The organism is Bradyrhizobium iriomotense, assembly GCF_018129405.1.
GTDB classification, from domain to species: Bacteria; Pseudomonadota; Alphaproteobacteria; order Rhizobiales; family Xanthobacteraceae; genus Bradyrhizobium; species Bradyrhizobium iriomotense_B.
This window is the reverse complement of sequence record NZ_JAFCLP010000015.1, coordinates 21,105-33,742: the sequence shown is the minus strand read 5'-3', so window position 1 is coordinate 33,742 and position 12,638 is coordinate 21,105. Positions and strand designations below refer to the sequence as shown.

General features: G+C 64.6%; 26 protein-coding genes. 6 read left to right on the top strand and 20 right to left on the bottom strand.

Translation table 11 applies throughout. The features are described from left to right. Positions 1-66 precede the first annotated feature (66 nt). The 3 genes from irr to nifH form a co-directional block, all read right to left on the bottom strand. Positions 67-552, bottom strand: a complete 486-nt coding sequence (gene irr / locus JQ592_RS26305) for a Fur family transcriptional regulator Irr (protein WP_211405682.1) — start codon at positions 550-552, stop codon at positions 67-69. Between the two features lie 7 nt (positions 553-559). Beyond that, entirely contained in the window at positions 560-1,249 is a 690-nt protein-coding gene (locus JQ592_RS26300) for a nitrogen fixation protein NifQ (protein ID WP_211405681.1), read from the bottom strand. A 115-nt stretch (positions 1,250-1,364) separates the two neighbouring features. Continuing rightward, complete coding sequence (gene nifH, locus JQ592_RS26295; RefSeq protein WP_211405680.1) at positions 1,365-2,249, bottom strand: nitrogenase iron protein; 885 nt, start codon at positions 2,247-2,249, stop codon at positions 1,365-1,367. A gap of 392 nt (positions 2,250-2,641) precedes the next feature. On the opposite strand from nifH, the gene JQ592_RS26290 reads away from it, so the two are divergent. Together JQ592_RS26290 and JQ592_RS26285 are read left to right on the top strand one after the other, a co-directional pair. After that, positions 2,642-3,076 (top strand): response regulator, encoded by a 435-nt coding sequence (locus tag JQ592_RS26290; protein ID WP_211405679.1) that lies wholly within the window; start codon positions 2,642-2,644, stop codon positions 3,074-3,076. Between the two features lie 10 nt (positions 3,077-3,086). Beyond that, positions 3,087-3,497, top strand: a complete 411-nt coding sequence (locus JQ592_RS26285) for an ArsC/Spx/MgsR family protein (protein WP_211405678.1) — start codon at positions 3,087-3,089, stop codon at positions 3,495-3,497. A gap of 3 nt (positions 3,498-3,500) precedes the next feature. On the opposite strand, the gene JQ592_RS26280 is transcribed toward JQ592_RS26285, so the two are convergent. The 3 genes from JQ592_RS26280 to JQ592_RS26270 are packed head-to-tail and all read right to left on the bottom strand — an operon-like array spanning position 3,501 to position 4,438. Then, positions 3,501-3,854, bottom strand: coding sequence for a (2Fe-2S) ferredoxin domain-containing protein (locus tag JQ592_RS26280; RefSeq protein ID WP_211405677.1), 354 nt, complete (start codon positions 3,852-3,854; stop codon positions 3,501-3,503). After that, positions 3,851-4,186 (bottom strand): Grx4 family monothiol glutaredoxin, encoded by a 336-nt coding sequence (gene grxD, locus JQ592_RS26275; protein WP_211405676.1) that lies wholly within the window; start codon positions 4,184-4,186, stop codon positions 3,851-3,853. Before grxD ends, JQ592_RS26280 begins: the two co-directional genes overlap by 4 nt. A gap of 18 nt (positions 4,187-4,204) precedes the next feature. Then, positions 4,205-4,438 carry a BolA family protein gene (locus tag JQ592_RS26270; protein ID WP_211405675.1) on the bottom strand — a complete coding sequence of 78 codons (234 nt, stop codon included), beginning with the start codon at positions 4,436-4,438 and terminating at the stop codon, positions 4,205-4,207. A 354-nt stretch (positions 4,439-4,792) separates the two neighbouring features. Between JQ592_RS26270 and JQ592_RS26265 the strand changes: the two genes are divergently transcribed. From JQ592_RS26265 to JQ592_RS26250, 4 genes are read left to right on the top strand one after another with little or no spacing between them, the layout of a single operon-like run. Further along, a complete protein-coding gene (locus JQ592_RS26265; RefSeq protein WP_211405674.1) occupies positions 4,793-5,272 on the top strand; it encodes a hypothetical protein in 480 nt (159 codons plus the stop codon). Positions 5,273-5,279: 7 nt separating this feature from the next. Next, entirely contained in the window at positions 5,280-5,609 is a 330-nt protein-coding gene (locus JQ592_RS26260) for a DUF59 domain-containing protein (RefSeq protein ID WP_211405673.1), read from the top strand. Between the two features lie 36 nt (positions 5,610-5,645). Beyond that, on the top strand, positions 5,646-6,413 hold the full coding sequence (locus tag JQ592_RS26255; protein WP_211405672.1) for a dienelactone hydrolase family protein: 768 nt from the start codon (positions 5,646-5,648) through the stop codon (positions 6,411-6,413). 14 nt (positions 6,414-6,427) lie between these two features. After that, positions 6,428-6,673, top strand: a complete 246-nt coding sequence (locus tag JQ592_RS26250; RefSeq protein WP_211405671.1) for a hypothetical protein — start codon at positions 6,428-6,430, stop codon at positions 6,671-6,673. Positions 6,674-6,686: 13 nt separating this feature from the next. Here the strand turns inward: JQ592_RS26250 and JQ592_RS26245 are convergent, their stop codons facing one another. From JQ592_RS26245 to JQ592_RS26180, 14 genes are read right to left on the bottom strand one after another with little or no spacing between them, the layout of a single operon-like run. Next, entirely contained in the window at positions 6,687-7,115 is a 429-nt protein-coding gene (locus JQ592_RS26245) for a group II truncated hemoglobin (RefSeq protein WP_211405670.1), read from the bottom strand. 24 nt (positions 7,116-7,139) lie between these two features. After that, a complete protein-coding gene (locus JQ592_RS26240; protein WP_211405669.1) occupies positions 7,140-7,307 on the bottom strand; it encodes a hypothetical protein in 168 nt (55 codons plus the stop codon). Positions 7,308-7,321: 14 nt separating this feature from the next. Next, a complete protein-coding gene (locus JQ592_RS26235) occupies positions 7,322-7,771 on the bottom strand; it encodes a Rieske (2Fe-2S) protein (protein WP_211405668.1) in 450 nt (149 codons plus the stop codon). 19 nt (positions 7,772-7,790) lie between these two features. After that, the gene (locus JQ592_RS26230) at positions 7,791-8,015 is read right to left on the bottom strand and encodes a hypothetical protein (protein WP_211405667.1); all 225 of its coding nucleotides are present in this window, start codon (positions 8,013-8,015) and stop codon (positions 7,791-7,793) included. A 16-nt stretch (positions 8,016-8,031) separates the two neighbouring features. After that, positions 8,032-8,340, bottom strand: coding sequence for a 2Fe-2S iron-sulfur cluster-binding protein (locus tag JQ592_RS26225; protein ID WP_211405666.1), 309 nt, complete (start codon positions 8,338-8,340; stop codon positions 8,032-8,034). 34 nt (positions 8,341-8,374) lie between these two features. Beyond that, on the bottom strand, positions 8,375-9,583 hold the full coding sequence (locus tag JQ592_RS26220) for a DegT/DnrJ/EryC1/StrS family aminotransferase (RefSeq protein ID WP_211405665.1): 1,209 nt from the start codon (positions 9,581-9,583) through the stop codon (positions 8,375-8,377). Next, positions 9,580-9,849, bottom strand: a complete 270-nt coding sequence (locus JQ592_RS26215) for a hypothetical protein (protein WP_211405664.1) — start codon at positions 9,847-9,849, stop codon at positions 9,580-9,582. Before JQ592_RS26215 ends, JQ592_RS26220 begins: the two co-directional genes overlap by 4 nt. Before the next feature lie 10 nt (positions 9,850-9,859). Beyond that, entirely contained in the window at positions 9,860-10,219 is a 360-nt protein-coding gene (locus tag JQ592_RS26210; protein WP_211405663.1) for a hypothetical protein, read from the bottom strand. Between the two features lie 10 nt (positions 10,220-10,229). Further along, positions 10,230-10,469: a nitrogen fixation protein NifZ gene (locus JQ592_RS26205; protein ID WP_100181328.1), complete on the bottom strand. Its 240-nt coding sequence runs from the start codon at positions 10,467-10,469 to the stop codon at positions 10,230-10,232. Beyond that, complete coding sequence (locus JQ592_RS26200; RefSeq protein WP_211405662.1) at positions 10,469-10,786, bottom strand: nitrogen fixation protein NifZ; 318 nt, start codon at positions 10,784-10,786, stop codon at positions 10,469-10,471. Before JQ592_RS26200 ends, JQ592_RS26205 begins: the two co-directional genes overlap by 1 nt. Further along, on the bottom strand, positions 10,783-11,556 hold the full coding sequence (locus JQ592_RS26195) for a 4Fe4S-binding leucine-rich repeat protein (protein ID WP_211405661.1): 774 nt from the start codon (positions 11,554-11,556) through the stop codon (positions 10,783-10,785). Before JQ592_RS26195 ends, JQ592_RS26200 begins: the two co-directional genes overlap by 4 nt. Further along, positions 11,549-12,079: a tetratricopeptide repeat protein gene (locus tag JQ592_RS26190; RefSeq protein ID WP_211405660.1), complete on the bottom strand. Its 531-nt coding sequence runs from the start codon at positions 12,077-12,079 to the stop codon at positions 11,549-11,551. The genes JQ592_RS26195 and JQ592_RS26190 overlap by 8 nt, the downstream gene beginning before the upstream one ends. A 13-nt stretch (positions 12,080-12,092) precedes the next feature. Continuing rightward, entirely contained in the window at positions 12,093-12,401 is a 309-nt protein-coding gene (locus tag JQ592_RS26185; protein WP_211405659.1) for a HesB/IscA family protein, read from the bottom strand. Between the two features lie 10 nt (positions 12,402-12,411). After that, the gene (locus JQ592_RS26180; RefSeq protein WP_080136056.1) at positions 12,412-12,636 is read right to left on the bottom strand and encodes a 4Fe-4S binding protein; all 225 of its coding nucleotides are present in this window, start codon (positions 12,634-12,636) and stop codon (positions 12,412-12,414) included. Between the last annotated feature and the right edge of the window lie 2 nt (positions 12,637-12,638).

Genomic DNA, 12,638 nt, shown 5'->3' with positions numbered 1-12,638 from the left:
TGAAATTGATGGGCTTATCGGCGCCCGCCGGCTTTGTCGCAAATGCGACAGCGTCAGACGGGCGTGTCAGATGTCGGCAGGCTTGCGGCGGATATGGATGATGATGTCGAGCCGCGAGATCTCGTGGCCCGCCAAAGGCTCGGGCACCTGCTCGAGAACGAGCGTCTCCGGCACGTCGATCAACCTGTCCTCGCCGTGAAGATAGAAATGCGGATGGACCGTCGTGTTGGTGTCGAAGAACGAGCGTGAGCCATCCGGCCCGATGCGGCGCAGCAGTCCGGCCTGGGTGAATTGGTTCAGCGTGTTGTAGACCGTCGCCAATGAGAGCTGGATATTGGCTGCCGTCGCTTCGGCAAAGAGCATCTCGGCAGTGACATGCCGGTCACCCTGGCCGAACAGCAATTCTCCCAGCAACACGCGCTGACGCGTTGGCCGCAGGCCCACATCGCGCAGGCGACGCGACGTGACGGCTCTGTCCTCGCCGATCTCATCGCAGGTCGACGGCGACAGATCCGCCGCGTCGAGGAAAGACATTTGAGCGGAAACGTCCATGATCATCTCACACTGACCTGCCACCGGCATCGGCATGATCATCACCGCCGCGCAAAAATTCCCGCCGGCGCTCGGCCATGCGGCTCTCGCCGCTCTCCTCGCCGAAGCAGAGGTCGAAATCGTTGCATTGCGTGCAGACCGGGGTCGTGCACATCACGAAGCCGTCATCCTCGCAGAGCATGCGATAAAAGAAGCGCTTCCAGCGCATATTCCTGGTGTTGCGAGCCGCCAGGGGCGCGAAATGACGCATCAGGAGGCGCGATAGTTCCGCCCGCTCGCGCAAGCCGAGATCCTCCCAGAGATGGTTCGGCTCCATCGCGCGCCGCGCCACCATCGCCGCCAGCCAATGGCCGACATCTCCTTCGGTCGAACGCTGCGCGAGCAGGAGATCGCGCACCATGATCGTCTCGTCGTCGATCTCGGAGATCGATTTTGGTATCCACGCGAAGGCGCGGACCATGGCCGACGGGAAACAGCCGGTGAGCAGGTCGTTGAGCTCCTGCGCGGAGAGGCCGGCGCGCTCCGCAATCGAGCCCCCATCCATCACGGCTGCGGCCAGGATCGAGGCCAACACGTGGCGGTCGAAATTATCGTCGGCGCTGATATCGGCTTCCGCCGGATCGCAGCCCGTCAGCAGGCGGTAAAACTCAATTCCGGCATGCGGCCGATCGACTTCGAGCCCTACCGGGAGGTGCATCGTCGCTTCGATCGTACTCGCTCGCGCCGCAGTCACGGAAGGCTCCGTCGGTTATGCCGCTGGGGTCATCGAGAAGTGCCGGCCTCCCCGGGGAGCAGGGAGGCCGGCAACCTGGTCAGGCCGTGGCGAGCTCGGCCGCGGTCTTGCCGATCTGACTTTCGTCGACCGCCTTCATGATGCCGTGCTCCATCAGCATGTCCTCGAGCTCGTCCATGCTGATCGGGGTCGGGATGATGCCCTTGCCGCCGTTGTTGTGGATCTTGTTCGCGAGGTTGCGATAGTGATCCGCCTGCTTGGATTCCGGTGCATATTCCAGCACCGTCATGCGGCGCAGCTCCGCGTGCTGCACGATGTTGTCGCGCGGCACGAAGTAGATGAGCTGGGTACCGAGCTTCTTGGCCAGCGCTTCCGCCAGCTCCAGCTCCTTGTCGGTCTGGCGCTCGTTGCAGACCAGGCCGCCGAGGCGGACGCCGCCGGAATTGGCGTATTTCAGAATGCCCTTGGAGATGTTGTTGGCGGCATACATCGCCATCATCTCGCCGGACATCACGATGTAGATTTCCTGCGCCTTGTTCTCGCGGATCGGCATCGCAAAGCCGCCGCAGACGACGTCGCCGAGCACGTCGTAGGACACGTAGTCGATGTCCTCATAGGCGCCGTTCTCCTCCAGGAAGTTGATCGAGGTGATGACGCCGCGGCCGGCGCAGCCGACGCCCGGCTCCGGACCACCGGACTCGACGCAGCGGATGTTCTGGTAGCCGACCTTCATGACGTCCTCGATCTCGAGGTCCTCGACGCTGCCGGCGTTGGCCGCCAGGCTCAAAATGGTGTCCTGTGCCTTGGCATGCAGGATCAGGCGGGTCGAGTCCGCCTTGGGATCGCAGCCGACGATCAGGATCTTGTGACCCATCTCGGCAAGCGCCGCGAGCGTGTTCTGCGACGTCGTCGATTTGCCGATACCACCCTTGCCGTAAAACGCGATTTGTCTCAGTGAAGACATGTTGCTCTCCATCAACCGATTGCCAATGACTCCGCGCTTCTCGCGCGAGATTGCTTCTCTCTCAGAAGCGTGGGCCCGCGGGGTTCGGGAAGGAGAACATCGCTCGCCAGCGGCGTCGGCGTGCTCTCAGCCCTCACTCGTCGTTGCTGCATCCAAATAGCAACTGGCGTGCCATTCGCTGCGCGCGCACTAAAGCGCTGATCGCGCTCGGGAAATATTTCGACGCGGGCGACCGACAGAAGCTGTGTCGAACCCTACAGAGGTAGGGCCACTGTCAGGAACCGGACAACGATCGCAGCGATAAGCGGTGCAAATGCACCGCGATTGCCGCTGCGCGGATGCGGAATGGAAATTGCTAACTCTCTTTCGAAGCGATGTGAGGAGAACGACAGATGCAGATCGGTGTCGAGACAGCCAAGGCCGTCGACCAGCGGCGCGTGTTCGTGGTCGACGAGGACGAGATCACCCGCGCGGCGCTCCAGTTCATGCTGCATGACGAGATCGAGACCCACGAGCTCGCCACGCCGGAAGAAGCCTATGCCAAGGGCGTCGACTGGCTGAAGCCGGACGTCGTGCTGCTCGGGGTCTCCTTCCTGAAGGCGCGCGGCTCTGCCCTGATCGGCGAGCTCGGCACCAGATTTCCGGGCGTGCGCATTCTCGTCGTCACCGACAAGTCCGACGAGACTACCGCGGTCGAAGCCATGAAGGCCGGCGCCCACGGCGCGGTGGTGAAACCGCTGACGCTGGAAGGCGTCCGCAAGAAGGTCGACACCATCCTCGGCCGCGGCGGCGCCGCGCCGCTGATCCAGCTCGGCATGATGAAATAGGAGCCCGGACGTGGCGACAGTCCTGTTCTACCAGAAGCCCGGCTGCGGAACCAACGCCCGGCAGATCCGCGCATTGGCAGCGGCCGGCCATCAGGTGATCGCGAAGAGCCTGCTGGCCGAGCCCTGGACCGCAGAGCGTCTGCTCGCCTTCTTCGGTGCGACACCTACCGCGTCCTGGTTCAACCCGGTCGCGCCGCGGATCAAATCCGGCGAAGTAAAGCCGGCGGAGATCGACGCGGCGGGAGCGATCGCGTTGATGCTCGACGATCCCTTGCTGATCCGGCGTCCGCTGATCGAAGCCGATGGCACAAGATGCGCCGGCTTCGACCGTGAGCCGGTTCCGTCGCTGCTCGGCGGCGCGCGAGGCGACCTCCAGGGCTGCACGCGGCCGGAGGCGATGCCGCGTTGCGCGGAGTCGTGAAGCTCAGCTCCGCGCGAGCACCATGACCAGGCGATCGACGCGACGGCCCTGCTGCAGGTGCTCCTCGACGATCCCGTCGATGTCTTCGGGCGTGGTCGGCCGGTACCAGACACCGTCGGGATAGACGACCATCAACGGACCCGCTCCGCAGAAACCGAGACAGCCGGATGCGGTGAAACCGATGTCGGTGAGTCCTTTCGTCTCGATCGCCTTGCCGAGCCGCTCCCACAACGGGCCGCCGCCGGCCGCGCCGCAGCTGCCACGCGGGTGGCCCGGCGGGCGCTGGGTGTGGCAGGCGAAGACGTGATGGCGATAAAGCTGCGGCAGCTCGAACTCTTCGGTCATTCCGTCGCTCATGACACCGCCACCGCAACGCCCTTGTCATTCAGCACCGCAGCTAACTCGCCCAGCTTAAACATCTCGCGCACGATGTCGCAGCCGCCGAGGAACTCTCCCTTGACGTAGAGTTGGGGAATGGTCGGCCAGTTCGAGAACGACTTGATGCCCTCGCGAATGTCAGGATCGGCGAGCACGTTGATGCCCGTAAAGGGCACGCCGAGACCGGTCAGGATCTGCACAACAGTTCCGGAGAAGCCGCATTGTGGCGCGGCCGGAACACCCTTCATGAACAGCACGACGTCGCTGCCCGTGATAATGTCCTTGATGCGTCGTTCGGTCGGTTCACTCATGCCTTCATCCTTTCCTATTCATGTCGGCACCGCCGTTTCGAGCGCGAGCGCATGCAGCGCACCGCCCATTCGTCCCTTCAGGGCGGCATAGACCATCTGGTGCTGCTGAATTCGGCTCTTGCCGGCAAACGCCTGCGAGACCACGCGTGCGCCGTAGTGATCGCCGTCGCCGGCAAGGTCGGTCACGATCACATCGGCGTCCGGAAACGCTTCCCTGATCAATTGTTCAATGTCCGGTCCCGCCATCGCCATGTCGCACACTCCTGCTCCGGGACGGCTCCATGCAAGCGCCAAACCAGTTCCGGAACCCCTGCTTTCATAGGGACTTGCCTGCTTGGCGCCAACGTCATGTCCGACTTCCGACAACGCCGCGCGTGTCCATGTCGATGACGTGACGAACGCGGATCACCTCGCCCCGGACGCGACGGCGATGCCTCGCGGCACCTCGAATCGAAGCGCTTTCGCAGCGTTTCTCGTCCGGCCCGGCTTTTGCTTCGTAGGGGTACGCCCGTGTTCCGATACGCAAGACGAGGAACTGAAATTGTCCCACACAAATTCCAGCGGCCTCGACGCTCGACGCCGCATCCCGACGACGGCGAGCGGCGCATGACGGCCGTTCTCGTCGATTCCGACGGCATCAATTTCGGTGAGCTCGCGCCCGAAATCGACTCGCTGCTGCAGCAGGGTGTGGTCAGCTATCGGCGCGACCCGCTCGAAGCCGATCGCATCTTCCGCCAGGCCCTGGATGCGGCGCCAACGGAGCTTGCGGTCTATTTCTGCCTCTACAAGACCCACACCTATCGCGGCCGTCTCGACGAGGCCCAGAACATCGCCGAGCGCGGCTTGCGGGAGGCCGCGCATCAGGCCGGCTGGAGCTCCGATTGGCGAAGCTGGCAACCGCAGGCCGAGCTGCCCGACGGCGCCGGCCGCTTCGCGCTTTATACGTTGAAGGCGCTCGCGTTCATTCATCTGCGCAAGGACGAACAGAAGCAGGCCCACGAACTGCTCGCCGCCCTGCGTCGGCTTGACCCCACGGGCGCGGTCGGCTGGCCGGTCGTTGCGGCGCTCGCCGAGGGGCTCCAGTGAGGTGGCGATGACGACCATAGAGCTTGCCGACAACGAGGCGCTGACTGCCGGCATCATCGCCGCGCTGCGTACCGTTCACGATCCCGAAATCCCCGTGAACATCTACGACCTCGGCCTGATCTACCGGATCGAGCCGAAGGACGGCGGCCTTGTCGAGATCGACATGACGCTGACCGCGCCGGGCTGCCCGGTCGCCGGCGAGATGCTGTCCTGGGTGGAGAAGGCGGTGAGCGAGGTCGGCGGCGTCGAGAAGGTCGCGGTGCGGCTGGTGTTCGATCCGCCGTGGGACACATCGCGGATGACCGACGACGTCAAGCTCGAGCTCGGCCTGCTCTAGGAAACAACCAGAGGCCACCGGAGAGGAGAGGATGCAATGATCGAACTGACCGCCAGCGACGGAGCGAGTTTCTCCGCCTATCGTGCCGAGCCCGCGGACACACCCAAGGGCGCCGTTGTGGTCCTCCAGGACGTTTTCGGCGTCACGCCCGAGATCTGCAAGGTCGCCGATGCTTTCGCGGCCAAAGGCTATGTCGCGATCGCGCCATCCCTGTTCGATCGGGTGAAGCCGGGCGTCAGTCTCGGTCACGATGAGGGCGGCAAGGCCGAGGGCGCAGCCATCAGCGCGCAGATCGGCAACGAGCAGGCGATCTCCGACATCCAGACGACCGTCGACGCGGTGAAGAGCGCCGGCAAGGTCGCGGTCGTCGGCTATTGCTGGGGCGGCGACCTCGCCTACACCGCGGCCAACAAGGTCAGCGGCATCGCCTGCGTAATCGGCTACGACGGCCACGGGACCGTCGCCGACTATCGCGAAAAACGCAAGGTGCCGACGCTCCTGCATTTCGGCGAGAGCGACCCGGAGCTGCCGCCGGAGGCCATCACGCAATTCCGCGCCTGGCGTCCCGACGTCAGCGCCTTCACATATCCCGAAGCCACCCAGGGTTTTGGCTGCGACGAGCGCGGCAACTATCGCGAGGACGCGGCGGCGACGGCACTGGAACGGACCCTGTTCTGGATCTCGCAATATGTCGAAGGGCAGAAACCGATCCAGCTGAAGAACGCCGGCGCCTATGCCCAGGCGAAGACCGAGAAGAAGAAAAAGAAGAAGGCCGACGACGATCTCGGACCGCCGCTGGATTGAGGGAGCCCCGCGAGATGCTGCCGACAACCATCCTCATCGACGACGCGCCGCGCTGCGTCGTGCGGCCAACCGACACCAAGGACCTCAATCGCTTCATCCGCAATGGCAAGACCTTCCTGCTGGCCGAGCGGCCCGAGGGAAAGATCACGCACCGGGCGGCGACCGAAACCGAGATGGGCAAGTGGCAGAGCGGCCTTGCGTTGCACAAGGCCTGGGGCGGCGCCGAGGAAGAGTTTTTTGGACTGCCGCTGTCGGACTGACGCTGCGCCCCTTTCAGGCTGGCCCGCCGCGCGCGTCGTGCGGATTTCCGGCCTGGTTGCGCATCCAATCCGCGAGCTTGGTGAGTGCGGCATCGAGCTCCCCGCGCGCCGATTCGTCGGCAACCGTCTCCGCCAGCGCACCGCGCATGCAGAGCAGCCACGCGTCGCGCTCGGCGCTGCCGATCGGGAAGCCGATGTGACGCTGGCGCAGCCGCGGATGGCCCTTCTCCGGCGAATAGAGCTTTGGGCCGCCGGTCCATTCGGTGAGGTAGCGCTTCAGCACCTGCTTGGTTGATGTCAGGTCGTCCGCATGCATGGCGCGAATGCCGGTGGCTTCGGGAGCCTCGTCCATCCGGCGATAAAAGCTTTCCACCAGGCGGTCGATGACAACAGGACCGCCGATCCGCTCGAACATTGAAACAGTCACCGCCGTATCGCTCATGCCGATGCCTTCCGCTGCGCGCGCCTACTCGTCCATGCTCGGCGACAGGATAACCTCCGCCGGCGCCCCTGGGCCTTGATCGGCGACAAATTCCAGCGTGGATACGCGCGAAAGTCCGTCGCCGCTGTCCATCAGCACCACAGCATCGTCCGGCAATCCTTTCAGTCGATCGAGCAGTTGCGCAACGGTCACAACCGGTCCCCCCGCTAATCCGGATGGATCATGATTTCCATGGTCTCGTCATGATCGTCGAAAGCATTGAACGGGCGGTCGTCCTCGACCAGCCGCTCGCCGCACAGGCAGACCTCGCCGTCGATCACGGCCAGCGCGATCGGCTGGAGATTCCTGCCGTTGCAGGGTCCATCGATGCAGAGCCCGCTGTCGATCTCGAACGTGGCGCCGTGGCGGCCGCATTTCAGGAACGCGCGGTCCTGCGTGAAGAACTCGCCGCTGCCAATATTGAGCCAGACCCCGTCATGCGGGCAGGCATTGACATAACCGACATAGGTGTTGTCGTGGGTCCGGATCACGACGATCGGGAACGGCCGGCTCTCGCCGGACGCATCAAATCGAGACAGGCTGAAGGCCCTCGCGCCGCCGCGCTCGATCTCGTCGCTCGCGCAGATGACGAAGACGTCAATCTCTTCCGGGCCCATGGGGCACTCCTCCCGCGGGTCAGGCCGCCGCCGGTGTGGCCGCCTGCTTCAGCGCCGTCAGCTCATCGCGCGTCAGCCGGAACACGCCCCGCCCGCCCGCGAGCGCCTGGTAGACGTCGCCGGCCTTGTCGCTGAGGAAGTTGAACCAGGCCTGAGGCGTGAGGCCCTCCGGCCGCTCGCTGATCTCGACCACGGTGCCGTTCGGCGCAAAGCGCACGTGAAGAATGACGTTCTGCGTGTCCATCGTCCCGCTCCCGCGCTCACAGACCCGACGAGAAGCCGAGCAGCTCGATCTTGACGTCTTCGGTGCCGAGCACGGTGGCCTGGCAGGCGAGCCGCGATTTCGAGCCGACGCCAACGATCGAATCGAGCTTCTCGTTCTCGAGCTTTGCGATCTTCGACAGGCCTTTGCGCCCCTCCTGCACGAAGATATGGCATGAGCCGCATTTGGCCTGGCCTTCGCACTTGTGGAGTATCGCGATCTCGGCGCCTAGCAGCGCGGCGAGCAGCGTCGTGCCTTCCGTAACCTCGATGGTCCTGCCTTCAGGCATGACGGTCAGTGTGGTCATGATCTTCATCCTCTCTGTTGTGCGTGTCTGTGGTTCAGTAGATCGCCGCGCCTGCGCCCACATTGATCGAGGCGTCTTTCATGGTCTCGACGATGAATTCGATCTCACCGTCGGTCAGATGGGTGTGGAACGGCAACGCGACCGCTCGGTCCGCGATCTTCTCGGTCACCAGGAGATCGCCGCGGCGATAGCCGAGGTCGAAATAATGCCGCTGCAAATGCAGCGGATGGCTGTAGGCCGCGGCCTCGACCTGCTCGACCCGGAGGTCCTCGGCGATGGCATCCCGGCTCGACCGGGTGAAGCGGGTGCCGAGATGCACGAGATAGAGGAACCAGTTCACCTCGGTCACATCGGGCGCGATATAGGGCGGCTTGATGCCCTCGAAGGACTGCACATGCGTCGCATAGAGCTGCTCGACCAGCCGGCGGCGTTCGATGATCTCGTCGATGCGCTTCAGCTGTGCCAGCCCGAGCGCGGCCGCGAGATCGCTGATCCCGGCCTGGTAGGGCGCCGCCGAGCCGACCACGACCGAGGAGCGTTCGCTCAGCCGGTGCGCGCGGTGACGCCGCAACGTCACGGCAAGGTCGATGTCGTCGGTAACGACCATACCGCCTTCACCGCAAGTCAGCAGCGACGGCTGCGCGAAATCGAATACGGCGACGTCGCCGAAACTACCGACCAGGGAGCCCTTGTAGCGCGAGCCGATCGCCTCGGTGGAATCCTCCAGCAGGACGAGACCGTGCCGGGTCGCGATGTCGCGGAGCTCCGACCAGGGTGCCGGATGGCCATTGGTATTGCCGGCGAGGATCGCCCGCGTCGTCCGCGTGATGCGCTCCTCCACCTTCACTGGCGCCAGGTTGCCCGACCAATAATCGATATCGGCAAACACCGGCCGTGCGCCGGTAAGGCTGATCGCATGCGCGGTCTCGCGAAACGAGTAGGCTGAGGCGATGACCTCGTCGCCGGCGCCGATGCCGTAGGCTTTCAGGGCGAGCAGAAGGCCGATGGTGCCGCTCGGTACTGCGACCGCATAGGCGCGGCCGACATAGGCGGCGAAAGCCTCCTCGAACGCTTCGGTAAGCGGGCCATTGGAGAGCCGCGGCGAGCGCAGGACGGCATCCACCGCCCCGATCTCGGCCAGCGTAATATCGGGGTCGGACAGCGGAATGAAGTCATGGCCGGCTTCGACCGGCGCCTCGGCGGCCTCCGCAACGTCGTCATAAACGAGAGCCGGTTCCGTCATGACTTGACCGCCCGCTTTGCCAGCACGATGCCGGTCGCGCGCGCCGGATCGTCGGTGATCTGCGCGCAGTGATCGGCGCTGTCGAGCAGATGCAGGTCGAACGCCCCAAGGCTGCGGAATGGCGTCTCCGTCACGTCGGAGGCGTCGCAGCGGATCCAGGCGAGATGTGGAAACCTCCGACGAAGGGTCGAGAAGACCTGTGGCGCCGCATCCGGTGCGGCGAGCGCCTGCTCGATCTCGGTCAGTTCGTGCGCTGCCAAAGCCATCCCGCTCCCCCTACTGCCAGAACACGCGTTCGGGATCGGCGTTCAGCACCTCCGTCACCGAGTTCAGCCGCTGGTGTGTCGAGTGCAGCATCCAGACGCCCCGTTCGTGATCCTTGCGGAGCAGATGCCAGGTTGCGCTCGCGCCATCGTAGTGCAGCAGCGCGATTTCGATCACGCCCCCCTCGGCGTCGATGTTCCGCGAGCAGCAGGGGCTCTGGATCAGATAGCCGCCGGCGACACCCGCGACGTTCGGCGAAACGTAGCGATAACGCTGCCGCGACCTCAACGCGCGCTCGATTCGCCTGCAATCGAGCTCGTTCGGATGTGCCGGCACAGCGGCATCGGTTCGTCTGAGGACTGCAGCATTCATTGTGGCATCCCTACAGCGGACTGATTTCTTCTTCGAGGCAGCCGACCACCAGCCGCTCGCCGAACTCGACGAGATAGATCGGCAGATTGGCGTCGGTATGCCGGCCGACTTGCACGATCTCCCCGGTGTGGCCGACGCCGACGAGCAGACCCTCGGCCGGCGCATCGGGAAACGAGCCGTCATTGTGCAGGTCCACCGCCGCCTTCACGCGCTGGCCCCATTGATATTTCGGCAATTTGGGTTCGATCATCATGATGCAGCCTCCGGCAGCGGAATATCCTCGACCGCATCGCGCGGGGTGACGGGATCGAGCTCCTTGCGCTTCATCCCGACGCGATTTCCGCTTTCGAGGAATTCGACGCCATAGATGTAGAATTGCTGCAGGAACGTGCCGATCGAGACCACGTAGCCGATCTCGCCCTTCTTGGCGAGGACGTCACCAATCTCCTTGCCGGCATAGGTGCCGTCATTGCGGATGGTGCGCTTGGCCCGCACCTTCTCGCCGAAGGAGAAGAACGGCGGTGCCGTCAGTTCGACGACGTCGCTGTCACGGACGATGTTGCTCATGCGGATGTCCCCGTTCCTCGTTCGATCCGCACAGCGATGCGTGATCGCGCAACCTCGCGCACCAGACTGTCCTGATCCTCGACAAGCCCCGTGAGCTCGCCGGCCGCTACGCGGCTCGCGACCTCGTAGCGGATGCGCCAGTCCGGATCGCGGCGCATGAGCGCCAAAAGCTCAGGCGACAAGCGCTGCGCGACCTCCAGCCGCACGGCCGCGTCGCGGTCGTCGATCATGCCGAGCAGCCATTCGTCCGGAACACGCCGGGCCACGACGCGGCGGACTTCCGTCTCTTCGTCATTGATCATCCGGCCGAGCAACAGCGGCGCCAGCCTGCGCGCGACGACGAGGCGGACATAGTAGTCCTCGTCGGAGGCCATCGGCAGCAGCACGTCGCCCTCGATCAGGGTGGCCACCCGCATCCTGACCTCGCGATGCGGATCCTTGCGCAGTTGCAGCGCGTAGCGCTTGGGCAAACGGCGAACCGCGTTCCAGCGCACGGTCTCATCGGCGTCGTCGAGCAGCGGCGGAAGCAGGAACAGATTGGCGAATTTTGCCGCGATCGCGCGCACCTCGAAATGCGGATGGCCGAGGTAGCCGTCGGCGAGACCGGGATTCCAGTTGAAGAAGCGGTCGATCCGGCGGGCATAGCGATCGTTGACACAGGCGTGCCTGATCCGGCAGCCGCCGGTACCGTTCAGCGCCAGATGCGCGCATCCGGCGCAGTCGACCTGGTTGCCCTGCCAGTCGAGGGCTTCGTCGATGTCGTCATTCATCGTCCTGCCCCATCCGGTCGAGCACGCCCAGGAGGACCTTGGCACCGATCTTGTCGGTGGGATCGAGTTCGAGCAGCTTCCGGACCGCGATCCGCCCTTCTTCGGTCTGCCCCAGGCGCATCTGCAGATAGGCGTAGCCCTTCAGCGAGAACAGGAAGAAGCGCGCGAGGATATTTTCATAGCGGCCGAACTCGGCGTCGCCCGCCCGCACGCAGCGCCAATCGGCAGGAAGGTTGTTCTCCTGAGCCGCCTTGAGCAGACAACGCCGGGCGACATCGAGTGCCTCGGCGAGACGTCCCTTGTAGAAATAGAACCGATAGAGGCCGATCAGCACCGCGGCGTGGCCGGGGGCGAGTGCCTCGGCTTCACGCAGATGGCGCTCCGCGATGTCGTCCAGGTGATAGGACAGACCCGCCTCCCACAAATGGTGTTCGGCCTCGCTCGGCAGCCCGCGGCCGAGCAAGGCGCTGGTGACGAGCGCCTCGTTGATCTCGACCTGCGGGCTGACGAACGTGTCGGGCATCATTTGCGTCTGTTCAATGGTGGCCGCAGGAAACCTGCTTCGGATCGTGGAACACGAGCCCCGTCTGGGTCGGCGTATCCGCGAAATCGATGGTCACGCCGTCGAGCAGCAGCCGGCTTTCAGCCGGCAGGAACAGCTTGACGCCGTCGCGCTCGACCACGGCATCGCCGGCCCGGGGCTCGGCGAGCACGTGGATGTCGGCGGCGAGGCCCGAGCAGCCACCCGGGCTGACTGCGAGGCGGAAGCCGCTTCCCGCAGCACCATCCACGCGGAGCATCATGCGCATGAATTTCTGCGCCGCCGGTGTGATCGTGAAATTCATCCCATCCCCCTCAAGCAGGCGCCTGGTAGCGCGGCAGTGACGTATCGATGACGCAGGTATTGTCGACCGGGCATACCGCCACGCATTGCGGCTCGTCGAAATGGCCGATGCACTCGGTACACTTCTTCGGATCGATCACGAACGTCCCGCCCTTCTCGCGGATGGCGACGTTCGGGCATTCCGGCTCGCAGGCCGAGCAGCTCGTGCACTGCGAGGCGATGATCTTGAACGGCATCA

Excerpts from the sequence above, each read along its gene's own strand:
- irr (WP_211405682.1), bottom strand. The coding sequence starts at position 552 with ATGGACGTTTCCGCTCAAATGTCTTTCCTCGACGCGGCGGATCTGTCG.
- JQ592_RS26300 (WP_211405681.1), bottom strand. The coding sequence starts at position 1,249 with ATGCACCTCCCGGTAGGGCTCGAAGTCGATCGGCCGCATGCCGGAATT.
- nifH (WP_211405680.1), bottom strand. The coding sequence starts at position 2,249 with ATGTCTTCACTGAGACAAATCGCGTTTTACGGCAAGGGTGGTATCGGC.
- JQ592_RS26290 (WP_211405679.1), top strand. The coding sequence starts at position 2,642 with ATGCAGATCGGTGTCGAGACAGCCAAGGCCGTCGACCAGCGGCGCGTG.
- JQ592_RS26280 (WP_211405677.1), bottom strand. The coding sequence starts at position 3,854 with ATGAGCGACGGAATGACCGAAGAGTTCGAGCTGCCGCAGCTTTATCGC.
- grxD (WP_211405676.1), bottom strand. The coding sequence starts at position 4,186 with ATGAGTGAACCGACCGAACGACGCATCAAGGACATTATCACGGGCAGC.
- JQ592_RS26270 (WP_211405675.1), bottom strand. The coding sequence starts at position 4,438 with ATGGCGATGGCGGGACCGGACATTGAACAATTGATCAGGGAAGCGTTT.
- JQ592_RS26265 (WP_211405674.1), top strand. The coding sequence starts at position 4,793 with ATGACGGCCGTTCTCGTCGATTCCGACGGCATCAATTTCGGTGAGCTC.
- JQ592_RS26260 (WP_211405673.1), top strand. The coding sequence starts at position 5,280 with ATGACGACCATAGAGCTTGCCGACAACGAGGCGCTGACTGCCGGCATC.
- JQ592_RS26255 (WP_211405672.1), top strand. The coding sequence starts at position 5,646 with ATGATCGAACTGACCGCCAGCGACGGAGCGAGTTTCTCCGCCTATCGT.
- JQ592_RS26250 (WP_211405671.1), top strand. The coding sequence starts at position 6,428 with ATGCTGCCGACAACCATCCTCATCGACGACGCGCCGCGCTGCGTCGTG.
- JQ592_RS26245 (WP_211405670.1), bottom strand. The coding sequence starts at position 7,115 with ATGAGCGATACGGCGGTGACTGTTTCAATGTTCGAGCGGATCGGCGGT.
- JQ592_RS26235 (WP_211405668.1), bottom strand. The coding sequence starts at position 7,771 with ATGGGCCCGGAAGAGATTGACGTCTTCGTCATCTGCGCGAGCGACGAG.
- JQ592_RS26230 (WP_211405667.1), bottom strand. The coding sequence starts at position 8,015 with ATGGACACGCAGAACGTCATTCTTCACGTGCGCTTTGCGCCGAACGGC.
- JQ592_RS26225 (WP_211405666.1), bottom strand. The coding sequence starts at position 8,340 with ATGACCACACTGACCGTCATGCCTGAAGGCAGGACCATCGAGGTTACG.
- JQ592_RS26220 (WP_211405665.1), bottom strand. The coding sequence starts at position 9,583 with ATGACGGAACCGGCTCTCGTTTATGACGACGTTGCGGAGGCCGCCGAG.
- JQ592_RS26215 (WP_211405664.1), bottom strand. The coding sequence starts at position 9,849 with ATGGCTTTGGCAGCGCACGAACTGACCGAGATCGAGCAGGCGCTCGCC.
- JQ592_RS26210 (WP_211405663.1), bottom strand. The coding sequence starts at position 10,219 with ATGAATGCTGCAGTCCTCAGACGAACCGATGCCGCTGTGCCGGCACAT.
- JQ592_RS26205 (WP_100181328.1), bottom strand. The coding sequence starts at position 10,469 with ATGATCGAACCCAAATTGCCGAAATATCAATGGGGCCAGCGCGTGAAG.
- JQ592_RS26200 (WP_211405662.1), bottom strand. The coding sequence starts at position 10,786 with ATGAGCAACATCGTCCGTGACAGCGACGTCGTCGAACTGACGGCACCG.
- JQ592_RS26195 (WP_211405661.1), bottom strand. The coding sequence starts at position 11,556 with ATGAATGACGACATCGACGAAGCCCTCGACTGGCAGGGCAACCAGGTC.
- JQ592_RS26190 (WP_211405660.1), bottom strand. The coding sequence starts at position 12,079 with ATGCCCGACACGTTCGTCAGCCCGCAGGTCGAGATCAACGAGGCGCTC.
- JQ592_RS26185 (WP_211405659.1), bottom strand. The coding sequence starts at position 12,401 with ATGAATTTCACGATCACACCGGCGGCGCAGAAATTCATGCGCATGATG.
- JQ592_RS26180 (WP_080136056.1), bottom strand. The coding sequence starts at position 12,636 with ATGCCGTTCAAGATCATCGCCTCGCAGTGCACGAGCTGCTCGGCCTGC.